Origin of the sequence: Nocardioides sp. GCM10027114 (assembly GCF_042659625.1) — a bacterium.
Taxonomy (GTDB): domain Bacteria; phylum Actinomycetota; class Actinomycetes; order Propionibacteriales; family Nocardioidaceae; genus Nocardioides.
In genome coordinates, this window is record NZ_JBHSSS010000007.1 from 1 (window position 1) to 16074 (window position 16074).

At 74.1% G+C, this 16074-nt stretch carries 10 protein-coding genes; 4 read left to right on the forward strand and 6 right to left on the reverse strand.

The window, feature by feature from the left end; all coding sequences use genetic code 11:
* Positions 1-256 precede the first annotated feature (256 nt).
* Genes ACFP2E_RS04075 through ACFP2E_RS04085 form a run of 3 tightly spaced genes read left to right on the forward strand, consistent with a single transcriptional unit; the run spans position 257 to position 6149 of the window.
* The gene (locus ACFP2E_RS04075; RefSeq protein WP_378521391.1) at positions 257-655 is read left to right on the forward strand and encodes a RidA family protein; all 399 of its coding nucleotides are present in this window, start codon (positions 257-259) and stop codon (positions 653-655) included.
* 57 nt (positions 656-712) lie between these two features.
* Positions 713-5323, forward strand: a complete 4611-nt coding sequence (locus tag ACFP2E_RS04080; RefSeq protein WP_378521390.1) for an ATP-dependent helicase — start codon at positions 713-715, stop codon at positions 5321-5323.
* Complete coding sequence (locus ACFP2E_RS04085) at positions 5316-6149, forward strand: DNA-formamidopyrimidine glycosylase family protein (protein WP_378521389.1); 834 nt, start codon at positions 5316-5318, stop codon at positions 6147-6149. Before ACFP2E_RS04080 ends, ACFP2E_RS04085 begins: the two co-directional genes overlap by 8 nt.
* Positions 6150-6164: 15 nt before the next feature.
* On the opposite strand, the gene ACFP2E_RS04090 is transcribed toward ACFP2E_RS04085, so the two are convergent.
* A complete protein-coding gene (locus ACFP2E_RS04090) occupies positions 6165-6470 on the reverse strand; it encodes a helix-turn-helix domain-containing protein (RefSeq protein WP_378521388.1) in 306 nt (101 codons plus the stop codon).
* A 34-nt stretch (positions 6471-6504) separates the two neighbouring features.
* Positions 6505-7041: a CinA family protein gene (locus ACFP2E_RS04095; RefSeq protein WP_378521387.1), complete on the reverse strand. Its 537-nt coding sequence runs from the start codon at positions 7039-7041 to the stop codon at positions 6505-6507.
* A 49-nt stretch (positions 7042-7090) separates the two neighbouring features.
* On the opposite strand from ACFP2E_RS04095, the gene ACFP2E_RS04100 reads away from it, so the two are divergent.
* Positions 7091-8875 carry a glycoside hydrolase family 15 protein gene (locus tag ACFP2E_RS04100; protein WP_378521386.1) on the forward strand — a complete coding sequence of 595 codons (1785 nt, stop codon included), beginning with the start codon at positions 7091-7093 and terminating at the stop codon, positions 8873-8875.
* 55 nt (positions 8876-8930) lie between these two features.
* On the opposite strand, the gene ACFP2E_RS04105 is transcribed toward ACFP2E_RS04100, so the two are convergent.
* The 4 genes from ACFP2E_RS04105 to ACFP2E_RS04120 form a co-directional block, all read right to left on the reverse strand.
* The gene (locus ACFP2E_RS04105) at positions 8931-11807 is read right to left on the reverse strand and encodes an ExeM/NucH family extracellular endonuclease (protein ID WP_378521385.1); all 2877 of its coding nucleotides are present in this window, start codon (positions 11805-11807) and stop codon (positions 8931-8933) included.
* Positions 11808-11963: 156 nt separating this feature from the next.
* Positions 11964-12599, reverse strand: a complete 636-nt coding sequence (gene pgsA, locus ACFP2E_RS04110) for a CDP-diacylglycerol--glycerol-3-phosphate 3-phosphatidyltransferase (protein WP_378521384.1) — start codon at positions 12597-12599, stop codon at positions 11964-11966.
* Positions 12596-14077 carry a 30S ribosomal protein S12 methylthiotransferase RimO gene (gene rimO / locus ACFP2E_RS04115; RefSeq protein WP_378521383.1) on the reverse strand — a complete coding sequence of 494 codons (1482 nt, stop codon included), beginning with the start codon at positions 14075-14077 and terminating at the stop codon, positions 12596-12598. Before rimO ends, pgsA begins: the two co-directional genes overlap by 4 nt.
* A 67-nt stretch (positions 14078-14144) precedes the next feature.
* Entirely contained in the window at positions 14145-15998 is a 1854-nt protein-coding gene (locus tag ACFP2E_RS04120) for a helix-turn-helix domain-containing protein (RefSeq protein WP_378521382.1), read from the reverse strand.
* Positions 15999-16074: the final 76 nt, after the last annotated feature.

Here is a 16074-nt window from a genome sequence, read left to right on the forward strand (position 1 = left end):
GGCGTACGGTCACCGCCCTGCCCACCTCACCCGGGTCTCGACGAGCTCGACCGGCGTACGGTCACCGCCCTGCCCACCTCACCCGGGTCTCGACGAGCTCGACCGGCGTACGGTCACCGCCCTGCCTACGTCCCCCGGGTCTCGACGGGCTCGACCGGCGTACGGTCACCGCCCTGCCTACGTCCCCCGGGTCTCGACGGGCTCGACCGGCGTACGGTCACCGCCCTGCCCATCTCACTGGCCCTAGGCTCGCTGCATGTCGCGCACCCACGCCGCCTCCGGCTCGCCGTACGAGCAGTCCATCGGGTTCAGCCGGGCCGTGCGTCACGGGGACCTGGTGGCGGTCAGCGGAACCGCGCCGGTGTGGCCGGACGGCGAGGTCGACCCCGACCCAGCGGTGCAGGCCCGGCGCTGCTGGGAGATCGCGCTCGCCGCGCTGGCCGAGCTGAGTGGCGGGCCGGAGCACGTCGTCCGCACCCGGCAGTACGTCGTCGATGCGGCCGACGCGGTAGCTGTCGGTGGCGTGCACGGCGAGGTCTTCGGCGACGTGAGGCCGGCCAGCACGATGGTGGTGGTGGCCGGGCTGCTCGACCCTCGCTGGAAGGTGGAGGTCGAGCTCGACGCCGACCTGGCCGCCGGCCCGGCCAGGATCTGACCCCGACCGGGCCCGCGACGCGCCGGGGCTGTGGGTGGCGTCAGGCAAGATGAACTGGTGACCGCCCTCGACGCCTTCAGCGAACCGACCCGCACCTGGTTCGCGGCGGCGTTCGCGGAGCCGACCGCTGCTCAGGCAGGCGCCTGGGACGCCATCGGCGCCGGGCGCAACGCCCTCGTCGTCGCACCGACCGGTTCGGGCAAGACGCTCAGCGCCTTCCTGTGGTCGCTCGACCGGCTCATGGTCGAGGGGCCGCCGGCGGAGAAGCAGCGCCGGTGCCGGGTCCTCTACGTCTCCCCGCTCAAGGCGCTGGCCGTCGACGTCGAGCGCAACCTGCGCGCGCCGCTCATCGGCATCCGCAACACCGCCGAGCGGCTCGGCACCCCCGTCCCCGAGGTGACCGTCGGGGTGCGGTCCGGCGACACCAGCGCCGCCGACCGGCGCCGGCTCTCGACCAGCCCGCCCGACATCATGATCACGACGCCGGAATCGCTCTTCCTGATGCTCACCTCGCAGGCCCGCGAGTCGCTGCGCGGCGTCGAGACGGTGATCCTCGACGAGGTCCACGCCGTCGCCGGCACGAAGCGGGGCGCCCACCTCGCTGTCACCCTCGAGCGGCTCGACGCCCTGCTCGACAAGCCCGCCCAGCGGATCGGGCTGTCCGCGACGGTCCGGCCCCTGGAGGAGGTCGCCCGCTTCCTCGGCGGGTCCGCCCCGGTCGAGATCGTGGCGCCCCCGTCGGAGAAGCAGTGGGACCTCAAGGTCGTCGTCCCCGTCGAGGACATGACCGCCCCCGAGCCGTACGACGACTCCGGCGAGGGCGACCCGACCCGCAACGCCAGCATCTGGCCGCACGTCGAGGAGCGCGTGGTCGACCTGATCAGCAGCCACCGCTCGACCATCGTCTTCGCCAACTCCCGCCGCCTGGCCGAGCGGCTGACTGCCCGGTTCAACGAGATCGCCACCGACCGGCTGGCCGCGCTCACCGGGAGTCCCGACTCGGGCGCAGGAACTCCCGACTCGACGGCTGGAGGTCCCGACTCGACGGGCCGGGTGCCCGCGCAGGTGATGGCCCAGGCCGGCCAGTCCCAGGGCGCGGAGGCCGTGATCGCCCGCGCCCACCACGGCTCGGTCTCCAAGGAGCAGCGCGCCCTCATCGAGGACGACCTCAAGGCCGGGCGGCTGCCGTGCGTGGTGGCCACCAGCAGCCTCGAGCTCGGCATCGACATGGGCGCGGTCGACCTCGTCGTCCAGATCGAGTCGCCGCCCAGCGTGGCCAGCGCGCTCCAGCGCGTGGGTCGCGCCGGCCACCAGGTCGGCGAGGTGTCCCGCGGCGTGCTGTTCCCCAAGCACCGCGGCGACCTCGCCCAGACCGCGGTGTCGGTCGACCGGATGCGCACCGGCGGCATCGAGGCGCTGCGGGTGCCGACCAACCCGCTCGACGTGCTGGCCCAGCAGGTCGTCGCGGCCACCGCGATGGATGCCTGGCCGGTCGACGACCTGCTCGAGCTCGTCAAGCGCAGCGCCCCGTTCACTGCGCTGCCGCGCTCGGCGTTCGAGGCGACCCTCGACCTGCTGGCGGGCCGCTACCCGTCCGACGAGTTCGCCGAGCTCCGGCCGCGCATCGTCTGGGACCGGGTCACCGGCGTCCTCACCGGCCGCCCCGGCGCGCAGCGGCTCGCCGTCACCAGCGGCGGCACCATCCCCGACCGCGGCCTCTTCGGCGTCTTCCTCGTCGGTGGAGAGGGCCCCGGCCGCCGCGTCGGCGAGCTCGACGAGGAGATGGTCTACGAGTCCCGCGTCGGCGACGTCTTCGCACTGGGCGCCACCAGCTGGCGCATCGAGGACATCACCCACGACCGGGTGCTCGTCACGCCCGCCCCGGGTGTCCCCGGCCGGCTCCCCTTCTGGAAGGGCGACAGCCTCGGCCGCCCCGCCGAGCTGGGCGGTGCCATCGGCGCCTTCACCCGCGAGCTCACCGCGCTCCCCCGCAAGAAGGCCGTCGAGCGGGCCCGCCGCGACGGCCTCGACGAGTACGCCGCCGGCAACCTCGTCGACTACCTCGGCGAGCAGGTCGAGGCGACCCAGGTCGTGCCCAGCGACACCACGCTGCTGGTCGAGCGGTTCCGCGACGAGCTCGGCGACTGGCGGCTGGTGGTCCACTCGCCGTACGGCACCCCGGTCCACGCCCCCTGGGCGCTGGCCATCAACGCCCGGCTGCGCGAGCGGTTCGGCATCGACGGCCAGGCGGTCGCCTCCGACGACGGCATCGTCATCCGGGTCCCCGAGACCGACGCCGAGCCGCCCACCGGCGAGCTCATCGCGTTCGAGCCCGACGAGATCGAGCAGATCGTCACCGACGAGGTCGGCGGATCCGCTCTGTTCGCCGCGCGGTTCCGCGAGTGTGCCGCTCGTGCGCTGCTGCTCCCCCGCCGCGACCCCGGCCGCCGCTCGCCGCTGTGGCAGCAGCGGCAGCGCTCTGCACAGCTGCTCGAGGTCGCCGCGAAGTACCCGTCGTTCCCCATCGTCCTCGAGGCCGTCCGCGAGGTCCTGCAGGACGTCTACGACCTGCCCGCGCTGCTGGCGCTGATGAAGCGCGTCGACCAGCGCGAGGTGCAGGTGGTCGACGTCTCCACGCACCAGCCGTCGCCGTTCGCCCGCACCCTGCTCTTCGGGTACGTCGCCCAGTTCGTCTACGAGGGCGACTCCCCCATCGCCGAGCGCCGGGCAGCCGCGCTGTCCCTCGACCAGGGGCTGCTCGCCGAGCTGCTCGGCCGCGCCGAGCTGCGCGAGCTGCTCGACCCCGAGGTGCTCGCCGAGGTGGAGGCCGAGCTGCAGCGGCTCGCGCCCGACCGCCTCGCCCGGGACGCCGAGGCAGTCGCCGACATGCTGCGGCTGCTGGGCCCGCTCACCACCGCTGAGGTGCAGGCGCGCAGCACCACCCCCGACGCCGTCCCCGACTGGCTCGACACGCTCGCCGGGCAGCGCCGCGTCGTCGAGGTCCGGGTCGCGGGCGAGGAGCGCTGGGCGACCGTCGAGGACGTCGGCCGGCTCCGCGACGGTCTCGGCGTCCCCGTGCCGCCCGGCACTCCCGATGCGTTCGTCGACCCGGTCGAGGACCCGCTCGGCGACCTCGTCGCCCGGCACGCCCGCACCCACGGACCGTTCACCACCGAGGAGGTGGCGACTCGACTCGGGCTCGGTGCCGCCGTGGTCCGCCACACCCTGCAGCGGCTGGCCGCGCAGGGCCGCGTCCTCGACGGCGAGTTCCGGCCGTCCGGCGCGGGGTCGGAGTGGTGCGACGCCGAGGTGCTGCGCAAGCTGCGCCGCCGCTCGCTGGCACGGCTACGCAAGGAGGTCGAGCCGGTCGAGCCGGAGGCGCTCGGCAGGTTCCTCACCGCCTGGCAGCACGTCGTCTCCTCGGACGGCCGCACCGGCCGGGGCCCGCGCGGAGTCGACGGCGTGCTGACCGTCATCGACCAGCTCGCCGGTGCCCCGGTCCCGGCATCGGCGCTGGAGAGCCTGGTGCTCCCGTCCCGGGTCCGCGACTACGAGCCGGCGTACCTCGACGAGCTCACCAGCACGGGCGAGGTGCTGTGGGCCGGCCACGCCTCGCTGCCCGGCACCGATGGCTGGGTCTCGCTGCACCTTGCCGACCAGGCACCGCTCACGCTGCCCGAGCCCGCGCCGTTCGAGCACTCCGAGCTCCACCAGGCCGTCCTCGACGCGCTGGCACCGGGCGGCGCGTGGTTCTTCCGCCAGCTCTCGGACGCCGTCGGCTCGACCGACGACCGGGCGCTCGCGGCGGCGCTGTGGGAGCTGGTGTGGGCCGGCCGGATCGGCAACGACACGCTCGCACCGCTGCGCGCCCTCACCCGCTCCGGCAGCAGCAGCCACCGCAGCCGGCGGCCACCGGCCCGGATCCGCACCAGCAGCTCCGGACGGCCCCGCATGCCCGTGCGCACCGGCCCGCCCGAGACCGCCGGACGCTGGGCGATGCTGCCGGAGATCGACACCGACCCCACCCGACGCGCCCACGCCGCGGCCGAGCGGCTGCTCGACCGCCACGGCGTGGTCATCCGCGGCGCCGTCGTCAGCGAGCGCGCCCCCGGGGGGTTCGCCGCCGTCTACAAGGTGCTCTCCGCCTTCGAGGAGTCCGGCCGGTGCCGCCGCGGCTACTTCGTCTCCGGGCTCGGCGCCGCCCAGTTCGGCACGGCCGGCGCGGTCGACCGGCTGCGCACCTTCGGCGAGACCGACCCGGACGCCAAGCCGGTCGCGGTCGCCCTGGCCGCGACAGACCCCGCCAACCCCTACGGCGCCGCGCTGCCGTGGCCGGAGCGCGAGGCCACCGACGAGACCCGGGAGGGCGCGAGCGGCCACCGGCCAGGCCGCAAGGCGGGCGCGCTCGTGGTCCTGGTCGACGGGCGGCTCGTCCTGTACGTCGAGCGCGGTGGCCGCAGCCTGCTGACCTGGTCGGACGACGCCGCGTTGCTCGCGCCCGCGGCCGAGTCGCTCGCCGAGGCCGCCCGCCGCGGCTCGCTCGGCCGGCTGACCGTGGAGCGCGCCGACGGCGAGCAGCTGCTCGGCGCCGGGACCACCCCGCTGCGGCAGGCGTTGCAGGACGCCGGATTCCTCTCCACGCCGAAGGGACTGCGGCTCCGTGCCTGAGGGCGACACCGTCTACCGCGCGGCGCGGACCCTCGACCGGGCCCTCGCCGGGCAGACGCTGACCGCCACCGACTTCCGGGTGCCACAGCTGGCGACGGTCGACCTGTCCGGCGCGACCGTGCTCCACACGCTGTCCCGCGGCAAGCACCTGCTCACCCGGATCGACGCCTCGCCCGACAACGGCGGCCAGCCGTGGACCCTCCACACCCACCTCAAGATGGAGGGCGCATGGCAGGTCTACGAGCCCCACCAGCGGTGGCGCCGTCCCGCCCACGAGGCGCGGGTCGTGCTCTCCACCGAGCACCGCGTCGCGGTCGGCTTCACCCTCGGGATCGTCGAGCTCATCCCCCGCCACCTCGAGCACGACGTCGTCGGCCACCTCGGCCCCGACCTGCTCGGACCCGACTGGGACGAGGAGGAGGCGCTGCGTCGGCTGCTGCGCGACCCCGGGCGGCCGGTCCACGAGGCGCTGCTCGACCAGACCAACCTCGCCGGCATCGGCAACATGTACGCCGCCGAGCTGTGCTTCACCAGCGGCGTCCACCCCCGTGCCCCGATCGGCGACGTGCCCGACCTGCGCCGGCTGGTGCGGCGGGCGCGGCAGATGCTCGACCTCAACAAGGAGCGTGCGGTGCAGACCACCACCGGCGACCTGCGTGAGCGCGAGCGGATGTGGGTCTACCGACGCGACAAGCGGGCGTGCCGACGCTGCGGCACCCCGGTCACGGTGCAGATGTCGGGGCCGAACGGCCGCGAGCGGGCGGCGTACTGGTGCCCGGCCTGCCAGCCGGAGCCGGCCGGCGGGGTGACCTGGGGGGACGGCTGAGAACCGACCCGGAGGTCAGGCGGCGGAGGCGACGACCTCGCCGGACACGCGCTGGCTGACGGCGATCGGGGTGGCGGCCGCGGCGGCCTCCTCGACCGCGACGGCGTCGGAGACCTCGCGGAGCACGTCGGAGAGCGGCACGTCGAGGGCGGCGCACAGGGACGAGAGGAGCTCCGAGGAGGCTTCCTTCTGGCCGCGCTCGATCTCGGAGATGTAGCCCAGGCTGACCCGCGCCTCCGCGGACACCTGGCGCAGGGTCATGCCGCGCCGGATCCGCCGGTCGCGGAGCACGTCGCCGAGCAGTCGACGAAACAGCACCATGGCCCTGTCCTTCCTGTGTGACTCGTGGGCAACGCTACCCGAGGGTGGTTTCTTCCCCACCCTGATCCACGCCGAGATCGACACCGTTGCCCGCACCCGTGTTGCCCGCGAGCATGTCAGCGAACGCCGACAAGGCCTCCTCGCAGGTGCGGTCCTGCACCGTGTGCCGCCCTCCCGGCAGCTCCAGGGCCAGGGCCGCGGACCCGTCCGGGCCGGCGAGACCGACGTAGACCGTGCCGGCCGGGACACCGTCCTGCGGCCCCGGACCCGCGACGCCGGTGGTGCTCACGCCGTACGACGCCCCCGTCGCCCGCCGCACCCCCTCGGCCATCGCCCGCGCGCACTCGGCCGAGACCACGCCGTGCCGGTCGGCCAACGCCTGCGGCACCTCGAGCAGCGAGACCTTCAGCGCGGTGGCGTAGGAGACGACGCCGCCGACGTAGGCGTCCGACGACCCGGGCACCGCGGTCAGCCGCGCAGCGAGCCGGCCGCCCGTGAGCGACTCGGCGGTGGCGACCGTCCGGCCGGCGGCGCGGAGGAGGTCGAGCACGCGGGCAGCTTGGTCGGCCATGCCCCGAGACTAGGCCCGCCCCGGTTTTGCGCCTCGATAGCCTCACAGCATGGCCCTGCCCATCGAGGACTACGCACTCGTCGGCGACCGGCACACCGCGGCCCTGGTCGGGCTGGACGGCTCCGTCGACTGGTTGTGCCTGCCCCGCTTCGACTCCCCTGCCTGCTTCGCCGCGCTGCTCGGCGACGAGGACCACGGCCGGTGGCAGCTGTGCCCGGACGGCCCCTACGACGTCTCGCGGCGCTACGTGGACCACTCGACGCTGCTCGAGACGACGTTCACGACCGCCTCCGGAGAGGTCACGCTGCTCGACCTGATGCCGACCGGGGACGGGCGCGCCGACCTGGTCCGGCGGATCACCGGGGTCCGCGGCACGGTGCGCATGCGCCATTCCTGGATCGTCCGCCTCGACTACGGCGCGGTGACGCCGTGGGTACGACGGCGGCGTATTCACGGGGAGACGGTCATCACCGCCACCGCGGGTCCCGACATGCTGATCCTGCGCGGACCCCGGCTCCCGCATGCCACGGACCACCGGCACGGCGACGTGTTCGACGTGGGCGAGGGCGACGAGCTCACCTTCTCCACCACGTGGGTGCCGTCGTACAAGCAGCACCCGAAGCTGGTGGACGTCAGCGGCTGCATCGACACCACGCGGCACGACGACGCCCGCTGGGTGCGCCGGGCGCGGACGCGCGGCGTGCCGCACGCCGAGGTCGTGCTCCGGTCGCTGCTGACGCTGCGGCTGCTGACCCACGAGCAGACCGGCGGCATCGTGGCCGCCCCCACGACCTCGCTTCCGGAGGCGATCGGCGGCGAGCGCAACTGGGACTACCGCTACTGCTGGCTGCGTGACGCCGCCCTGACGCTGGAGTCACTGGTGGCGGCGGGCTACACCGACGAGGTCGAGCTGTGGCGCGACTGGCTGCTGCGCGCCGTGGCGGGCGACCCCGAGGACCTGCAGATCATGTACGCCGTCGACGGAGCCCGGAGGCTTCCCGAGCACGAGCTGCCCCACCTCCCCGGCTACGAGGGCTCGACACCGGTCCGCATCGGCAACGGCGCTGTCTGCCAGCGCCAGACCGACGTGCTCGGCGAGGTGATGATCGCGCTCGAGCAGGCCCGGTCCTGCGGGCTCGACAGCGACGAGCACGCATGGGCGCTGCAGACCGTCCTCGTCGAGGAGCTGGCGCGGCACTGGGACGAGCCGGACCACGGGTTGTGGGAGATCCGCGGGCCGCAGCAGCACTTCACGCACTCGCGAGTGATGGTCTGGGCCGCCTTCGACCGAGCCGTCATGGCCGTCGAGAAGTACGGCCTGCCCGGACCTGTCGAGGACTGGCGCCGGCTGCGGGACAAGGTCCGCGAGGAGGTGCTCTCCCGCGGCTTCGACCCCGAGCGCAACACCTTCACCCAGCACTACGACACGCGGGAGGTCGATGCCTCCCTGCTCGTGCTCCCCCTCGTCGGGTTCATCGACGGCGACGACCCCCGCATGATCGGCACCATCGAGGCCATCGAGCAGGACCTGATGCACGAGGGCCTGCTGCTCCGCTACCGGACCGAGACGGGGGTCGACGGGATCGCCGGCGACGAGAGCCCCTTCCTCGCCTGCTCGTTCTGGCTCGTCTCCGCCTATGCGATGTGCGGCCGGGTCGACGACGCCCACGCCCTCTTCGACCGGCTCTGCGCGCTGAAGAACGACGTGGGGCTGCTCTCGGAGGAGTACGACCCTACCTACGACGGGGGGCGCGGCCGGATGACCGGCAACTTCCCCCAGGCGTTCAGCCACCTCGCCCTGGTGCAGGCGGCGTACGTGCTCGCCGACGCCTGAAGCACACCGACCCGCCCGAAGCCTTCGGGCGGGTCGGGGCGAAGTTCCGGGCGGGTCAGCGCTTCCGGTTCTTCTTGTCCTTCTTGTTCTTGCCGCCCTTGGTCTGGTCGCCCTTGTCCTTGCCACCCTTGCCGCGGACCTCGTGGACGGTCACCACGACACTCTCCGACACGGCAGCCGCGGACCCGTCGCCCGGCCACGTCACCGTGACGGTGTGGTCACCGGCCTCCTCGAAGGCAATGAGCCGGACCCGGCAGGCGCCGCCGCGCAGCTCGCAGGTGCCGACCTGCTCGCCGTCGACCGCGACGGCGACCTCACCGGTGCCGGGCTCCTCGCTGTCGGCGACCCGCACGTGCACCTTGGGCCGGGTCCGGTCCTCCCAGACGCGGCGCGGCGTCACCTTCACCCGGAGGTCGCCCGCGGGCTCTCCCGGCTCGGTCTCGCCGTCGAGGTCGAGGCCGACGACCTCGGGGTCGTGGTCGGAGGACCGGAACGGCCCGGCGGCGTACAGGTCGGTCACGTTGGCGTTGTAGCGGCTGTACTCGTAGCCGACCGGCTCGACGGCGTTGATGTTCCATACGTCCGCACCGGTGACCATCGCGGCTGCCGCCTCGTTGGCGAGCACGTGGTCGAGCGAGCCGACGAGACCGCCGAACACGTAGGTCTCCTCACCGGGGGTCGAGGACTCCACGGCCTCGTAGCCCGCCTCGTAGAGGACCTGCATCGGGTCCTCCATCGTGTAGGCGTTGAAGTCGCCGGTCAGGAAGACCGCCTCGGTGCCGCGCTGGGCGGCGAACGTGTCCGCGAAGTCGCGGAGCGCCTGGGCCTGCCCGATGCGGTCGGGGTTGGCGAGGCCCTGGCCGGTGCCGTCGTCGACGCCGGAGCCCTTGGACTTGAAGTGGTTCACGATGACCGCGAACGCGTCGGTGCCCTCGGGGTCCTCCTCACCGTCCGCCGCGGTGAAGGCCTGGGCGAGCGGCTCCCGGGCGTTGTCGAAGTTGACCTCGTCCTCGAGGATCGCGCTCTCCCCCACCGGCACCACGTCGTCGGGCCGGTAGATGAAGGCGGTGCGGATGACGTCCTCCAGCGACACGTCGGGCCGCTGCGCCGGCGAGGGGACGTAGTCCCAGGTGCCGGCGCCGGCGTCGGCGTTGAGCGCCTCGACGAGCCGGGCGACCGCGAAGTCGCGGTCCTTGCCGTACTTGGCGCTGTTCTCGATCTCCTCGAGCCCCACGATGCTGGCGTCGAGGCGGTTGATGGCGGCGACGATCTTCGCCTGCTGGCGGGCGAGGTTCTCCTCGTTCGCCGCGCCCCGCGGACCGGTCGGCCCACAGTCGCGGGTGGTGACCGGGTTGCCAGCGCGGTCGGTGTAGTAGCTGCAGCTGCCGCCGGAGGCGACGTACTCCGCGCCCGTGGTCGGGAAGTAGTTGAGCACGTTGAACGTCGCGAGCCGGATGTCGCCGCCCACCTCCGCGGGGGCGTCGGTCCGGGTGTCCTCGAACGCGGCCACGTCGGCGCCCGCGCCCTCGACCGGCGAGGTCGGCTGCACCTTGTAGAGGCCGTTGCGGTGGTCGACCACAACCGGCGCGAGCAGGGTCGCGGCGGCGCCGGTGCGGACCGTGCGGTCGGCCGTGAGCCACGACATGGGCGTGCCGCTCGCCGAGCCGGCGAAGTTGACGCTCCTACCGTCGTCGAGGGTCACCAGGCGCCGCTCGTTGTCGGCAGCCACGCCGGCGACGTCCCCGGTCTGCGCGTCCTCCACCTCGGTCGGCTGCACGAGCGGGGTGGTGCCGACCGCGAGCCCGACCTCGCCGTACTGGTGGGTGTTGTAGCTGTTGGTGACGGTCAGCGGGCCGGTCAGCTCGACGAGCTCGCCCTCGTGCGCCTCGCGCTCGGCGTCGGTGGCGAACCACGTCGTCACCAGCGGCTTGGGAGCGACGGCCGGCTCGGCGAGCACGATGACGTCGCCGGCAGCCGCGGGGCGGAGCTGGGTGAGCGAGCTGGTCCGGCCGCCCCCACCCTGGGTGTACTCACCGACCTCGCCGGTGACCTGCACGTGGTCGCCGATCGCCAGCGTGGACTCGTCGACGGCGGCGCCGTAGACGAACAGGCCGTCGGAGGCGCCCGGCGTCGCGTCCTCGCCGGCACCGGTGCCGGCGGTCTGGATGTAGAAGCCGTTGAAGCCACCGCTCGGGTAGTTGGCGGTGACGACGCCGCGGGTGGTGACGGTCCGGCCGACCAGCGGCGAGGCGTCGCCGGTGCCCTGGACCTGGGCGATCGTCACGACCTCGGGAGCCGGCTCGGGCTCGGGATCCCCGCCGGTCTGCGAGCTGGTGGGCGTGGGCGCGGCCTCCTCGAAGTCGTTGGCGTTGTGGTCGGTGTCGGTGCCGGCCGCGGCGCGCTGCGCCGAGGTCGTGGAGGTCAGGTTGACGCCGGTGCGGGCGGTCTCGTACGTCGTCGGGGTGCTGCCGTAGCCGACCGCGTCGACGACCGCGGTGCTGCCGGCGAGGTCGCCGGTCGCGGTGAACGGGGTGGTGCTGCTGGTGAGCAGGACGACCCCCGCCGAGCCCGACATCGGGATGCTGCCCGTGGCGTCAGGGGTCGGCAGGTCTTGCGTGCCGCCAGTGCCCGCCGCCTGCTGGACGAGGTAGTGGCCGCGCGCCGGGACCGACCCGGACAGCGCGGTGACCTGAGCGGTCGTGCCCGTGGCCGAGCGGTACTGGACGGACCAGCCGTCGACGCTCACCGCCGTGCCGGTGGGGTTGTAGAGCTCGATGAAGTCCTGCTTGAGCGTGGCGCCGCTGTTGCCGCCGCCGCCGAAGACCTCGCTGATGACGACCCCCTGTCCCGCGGGGTCTGCCGCGTGCGCGGCCGGGACCGTCGCAACCGCGGTGAGGCCGGTGGCGAGCGCGGCGAGGCCGGCGATCAGCACGGCGGGCTTCCTGGGGGCAGGCCCGGAGACAGGTATGGACGCAGGCAAGGCGGGCAAGGCAGGGCTCCCGAGATCGTGGCCTCACGGCCGGGGCGTGACCCGGCACACCCTAGTCCGTGGCCTCCGCGAGCGCCGGCAAACGCCGGCGCGTCGGCGTCACTCCTGGTCGCGCCCCGCGCGCATGGTGTGGCGCTGGCGCCACACGTCGCGGAAGAACTCGTAGCCCGACCAGACCGTCATCGCGACGGCACCGGCGAGGACGAGCTGCCCGGCGTAGAAGAGGATCTCGCCCGGGAGCCCGAAGGCGTCGAAGTTGCCGCCGTGGGCGTTGCCGTGCGGCAGCGGCAGCAGCAGCACGGACAGCGCGACGCCTTGCAGGGTCGTCTTGATCTTGCCGCTCTGCGAGGCGGCGAGGACGACGTGCTGGAGGATCGAGAGCCGCAGCAGCGTGACGCTCCACTCGCGCAGCAGCACCAGGATGGTGACCCACCACCACACGTCGCCGACCAGCGACAGCCCGATGAAGGCCATGCCGGTGATCGCCTTGTCGGCGATCGGGTCGGCGATCTTGCCGAAGTTGGTGACGAGGTTGCGGGCCCGCGCGATGTCGCCGTCGATCTTGTCGGTGATCATCGCGGCGACGAAGATCCCGAACGCCACCAGGCGCCAGGTGATCGAGTCCCCGCCGTCCTGGAGCAGCGCCCACGCGAAGAAGGGCACCATCACGATGCGCAGGGTCGTCAGGGCGTTCGGCAGGTTCAGGTTGCTGGCCTGCGCCTCGGTGCCGCTCACTGCACTCCTCCGGTCGGTCGGGCGACGAGGTCGACCCCGTCGGTGGCGACGACCTCCGCGGTGACCAGGTCACCGACGGCGACGCCGGTCGGGGCGGGCTCGAGGACGGTGGTGCCGTCGACCTCCGGGCCCTGCAGGTGGGCACGGCCCTCGGCCGTTCCGGCGGAGACCGACTCGACGAGCACCTCGACGGTCTCGCCGATGCGCTCCTCGGCGCGCTGCGCGTTGAGCTCCTCGACCAGCGCGGTCACGTGCTCGGTGCGGGCGCGGACCTCGTCCTCGTCGAGCTTGCCGTCGTACGACGCGGCCTCGGTGCCGTCCTCGTCGGAGTAGCCGAACACGCCGGTCACGTCCATCCGCGCGGCCACGAGGAAGTCGCACAGCGTCTCGAGGTCCTCCTCGGTCTCGCCGGGGAAGCCGACGATCACGTTGGAGCGGACCCCCGCCTCGGGCGCCAGCGCGCGGACTCGCTCCAGCAGCCCGAGGAAGCTCTCCGGGTCGCCGAAGCGGCGCATCCGCCGCAGCACCGTGGCGCTGGCGTGCTGGAAGGACAGGTCGAAGTACGGCGCGACGCCCGGCGTCGACGCGATCGCCTCGACCAGGCCCGGCCGGGTCTCGGCGGGCTGCAGGTAGGACACCCGCACCCGGGCGATGCCGTCGATGCCGGCGAGCTCGGGCAGCAGCGTCTCGAGCAGCCGCAGGTCGCCGAGGTCCTTGCCGTAGGAGGTGGAGTTCTCGCTGACGAGGAACAGCTCGCGGACGCCCTGCCCGGCCAGCCAGCGGGCCTCGGCGAGCACGTCAGACGGGCGGCGGCTGACGAAGGAGCCACGGAAGCTCGGGATGGCGCAGAACGAGCAGCGGCGGTCGCAGCCGCTGGCCAGCTTCAGCGGCGCCATCGGGCCGCCGTCCAGGCGGCGGCGGACGGCGCGGGGCCCGGTGGCGGGGGCGCCGTCGCCGATCGTCTCGAGTCCGTGGCCGGGGACGCTGACGGCGGTGGCGTCGCGGTCGACCGGCGAGATCGGCAGCAGCCTGCGACGGTCCTGCGGGGTGTGCGGGTGGTGCACCTCCCCGGCGACGATCGAGCGCAGCCGCGCCGCGATGTCGGGGTAGTCGTCGAAGCCGAGGACCGCATCGGCCTCCGGCAGCGACTCGGCGAGGTCCTTGCCGTAGCGCTCGGCGAGGCAGCCGACCGCGACGACGGCCTGGGTGCGGCCGGACTGCTTGAGGTCGGCCGCCTCCAGCAGCGTGTCGACGGAGTCCTTCTTGGCGGCCTCGACGAAGCCGCAGGTGTTGACCACCACGGTGTCGGCCTCGGAGGCGTCCTCGACGAGGTGGAAGCCGTCGGCCTCGAGGCGGCCGGCCAGCTCTTCGGAGTCGACCTCGTTGCGCGCGCAGCCCAGCGTGACCATCGCGACGGAGAGGAGCGGGGCGTCGGCGGGGCGGGGGCCGGCACCGGGGGCAGTGGGGGTGGAAGTCATGATCAGACCGAGTATGGCGCCACCGCCGCCGGGGGCGCGAACCCGGCGGCAGTGACACAGCCCACGCTCAGTCGACGGGGAAGGTGTTCTGCGCCGTCTCCCCCGTCGCGCCGAGGGCCCCACGGTCCTGACCGGCGATGCTCACCTTCAGCGAGCCGTCGGAGGACTGGATCCGCACCGGCGGCGAGACCTGCAGCGTCTGCGTCTCGCCGAAGGCGAGGCTGCCCTTGAAGACCACCGACCCGGTGCCGTCGCGCACGACGACGTGCGCGCCGCCGCCCGCGGCAGTCAGCTCGACGGGCACGGGCTCGCCGGCCTTGGGGGCGTTGTCGACGCCCGCCGACCCGTTGAGCACCGGCGCGGTGCCCCGCAGCTCGACCGGGCTGTCCATGACGAGCCGGGCGACCGACCAGACCAGCACCAGCGCCATCACGGCCGCCACCAGGACCGACCAGTTCGGACCGCCGCGGGTGCCGCGGATCGAGCCGTGGGCACCGGTGGCCAGCTCGGCCTCGAACACCCGGCGCGCGTTGATCGGGGCGTCGGCGTAGCGGTCGTCGTACGCCGCCAGCAGCGGCACGACGTCGATCCCGAGCACCCGGGCGAGGGTGCGCAGGTGGCCGCGCGCGTAGAAGTCGCCGCCGCACGGGGCGAAGTCGTCGACCTCGATGGACTCGATGACGTGGGGCCGGATCCGGGTCCGCTCGGCGAGCTGGTCGACGGTCAGGCCCAGCCGGGTCCGCGCCGCGACCAGCTCGGGCCCGACGACGGGGTCCTCGGCCGGCTCGACCGCGAACTCGTCGATGAGCAGCGGCTCCACCGCGCTGCCCGGCTTGGCGATCGGACGCACCCGCTCGCCCCAGACCTGGGTGTCCTCGACCAGGTCGACGCTGCCGGGACGGCGCAGGTGGCGCCCGCCCGGCTCCTCGGTCTCCTCGGTGTCGCCGGCCTTCGTGGCTTCGACGCGCATCTCCACCCGGGCGGCGATGACGGGCATCCGCAGCGGGCTGGGGGTCGGGCTGGCGGCCTCGACGGGCTCGTCGGCCTCGGGCCCGGCGGGGTCGGCCGCTTCCACGGCGTCCGCGGGCTCGACGTGCTCGCGGCGGCGGCGCCGCAGCAGCGACACGGCAACGCCGAGGCCGTGGGCCAGGGCGGGCCGCGGGTCGCGCCAGGCGCGGGGCGACCCCTCGCGCTGGTCGTCGTCGCCGGTCTCGGGCTCGTCGGGCTCGACGCGGACGATGTCCTCCGCGGGCTCCGCGGCGGCGGCGGGCGGCTCGTCCGCCTCCGACGCCTCGGTCGTCTCGGGCACGGGGGTCGGGTCGACGACGGGAACCGTGCCGCCCGACAGCCGCTCGAGCGCCGCGGACAGGTCGTCGCCGGCGCCGGTGACGCGCGTCGAGAGGGCCAGCGGGACCGCGAACGGGGCGCCGTACAGGCGGCGGGCCAGCCGGGACTGGCGGCGGCCCCGCGGATCGAGCTCCTCGACGAGGCGCTCCGGGTTGTGCACCACCATCACGAGCCGGCCGTCGCGCAGCAGGCCGCGGCGCGGCCGGTGCTCCACCCGGCGCAGCGCGCCCCACGGGAGCCCGCGCCACGAGCGGCCGAGGCGGATCCGGACGCCCTGGGCGTCGGCCACCAGCAGCGGCGTGCGGGCGTCGACGAGGGCGACCAGGTGGACCATGCCGAGCACGCCCATCACGCCGGCCAGCACCCAGTCGAGCGGGGCGCCGGTGGCGCTGGCGCGCGCCAGGTAGGCGATCGCGACGGCCGAGCCGAGCGCGCCGACGAGGGCGGCCAGGCCGGCGTTGCGCCGCACCTCGACCACGTCGGGGGCCAGGCCCAGCGGCTCGCCGGCCGGGGTGCCGATGGTGCCGGCCTCGTCCTGGCCGTCGTGGATGTCGTGGACCTCTGCAGCACCCATCACTGTCCCTCCCCCTGGATCGCTCGCAGCTCGACCGCGACGTCCATCTGGTCTGTCCTCTTGCGCCCGTAGCGCT

What these genes read in the sequence shown, in the direction of transcription:
- ACFP2E_RS04075 (WP_378521391.1), top strand. Translation starts at nt 257, where the DNA reads ATGTCGCGCACCCACGCCGCCTCCGGCTCGCCGTACGAGCAGTCCATC.
- ACFP2E_RS04090 (WP_378521388.1), bottom strand. Translation starts at nt 6,470, where the DNA reads ATGGTGCTGTTTCGTCGACTGCTCGGCGACGTGCTCCGCGACCGGCGG.
- ACFP2E_RS04095 (WP_378521387.1), bottom strand. Translation starts at nt 7,041, where the DNA reads ATGGCCGACCAAGCTGCCCGCGTGCTCGACCTCCTCCGCGCCGCCGGC.
- ACFP2E_RS04100 (WP_378521386.1), top strand. Translation starts at nt 7,091, where the DNA reads ATGGCCCTGCCCATCGAGGACTACGCACTCGTCGGCGACCGGCACACC.
- rimO (WP_378521383.1), bottom strand. Translation starts at nt 14,077, where the DNA reads ATGACTTCCACCCCCACTGCCCCCGGTGCCGGCCCCCGCCCCGCCGAC.
- ACFP2E_RS04120 (WP_378521382.1), bottom strand. Translation starts at nt 15,998, where the DNA reads ATGGGTGCTGCAGAGGTCCACGACATCCACGACGGCCAGGACGAGGCC.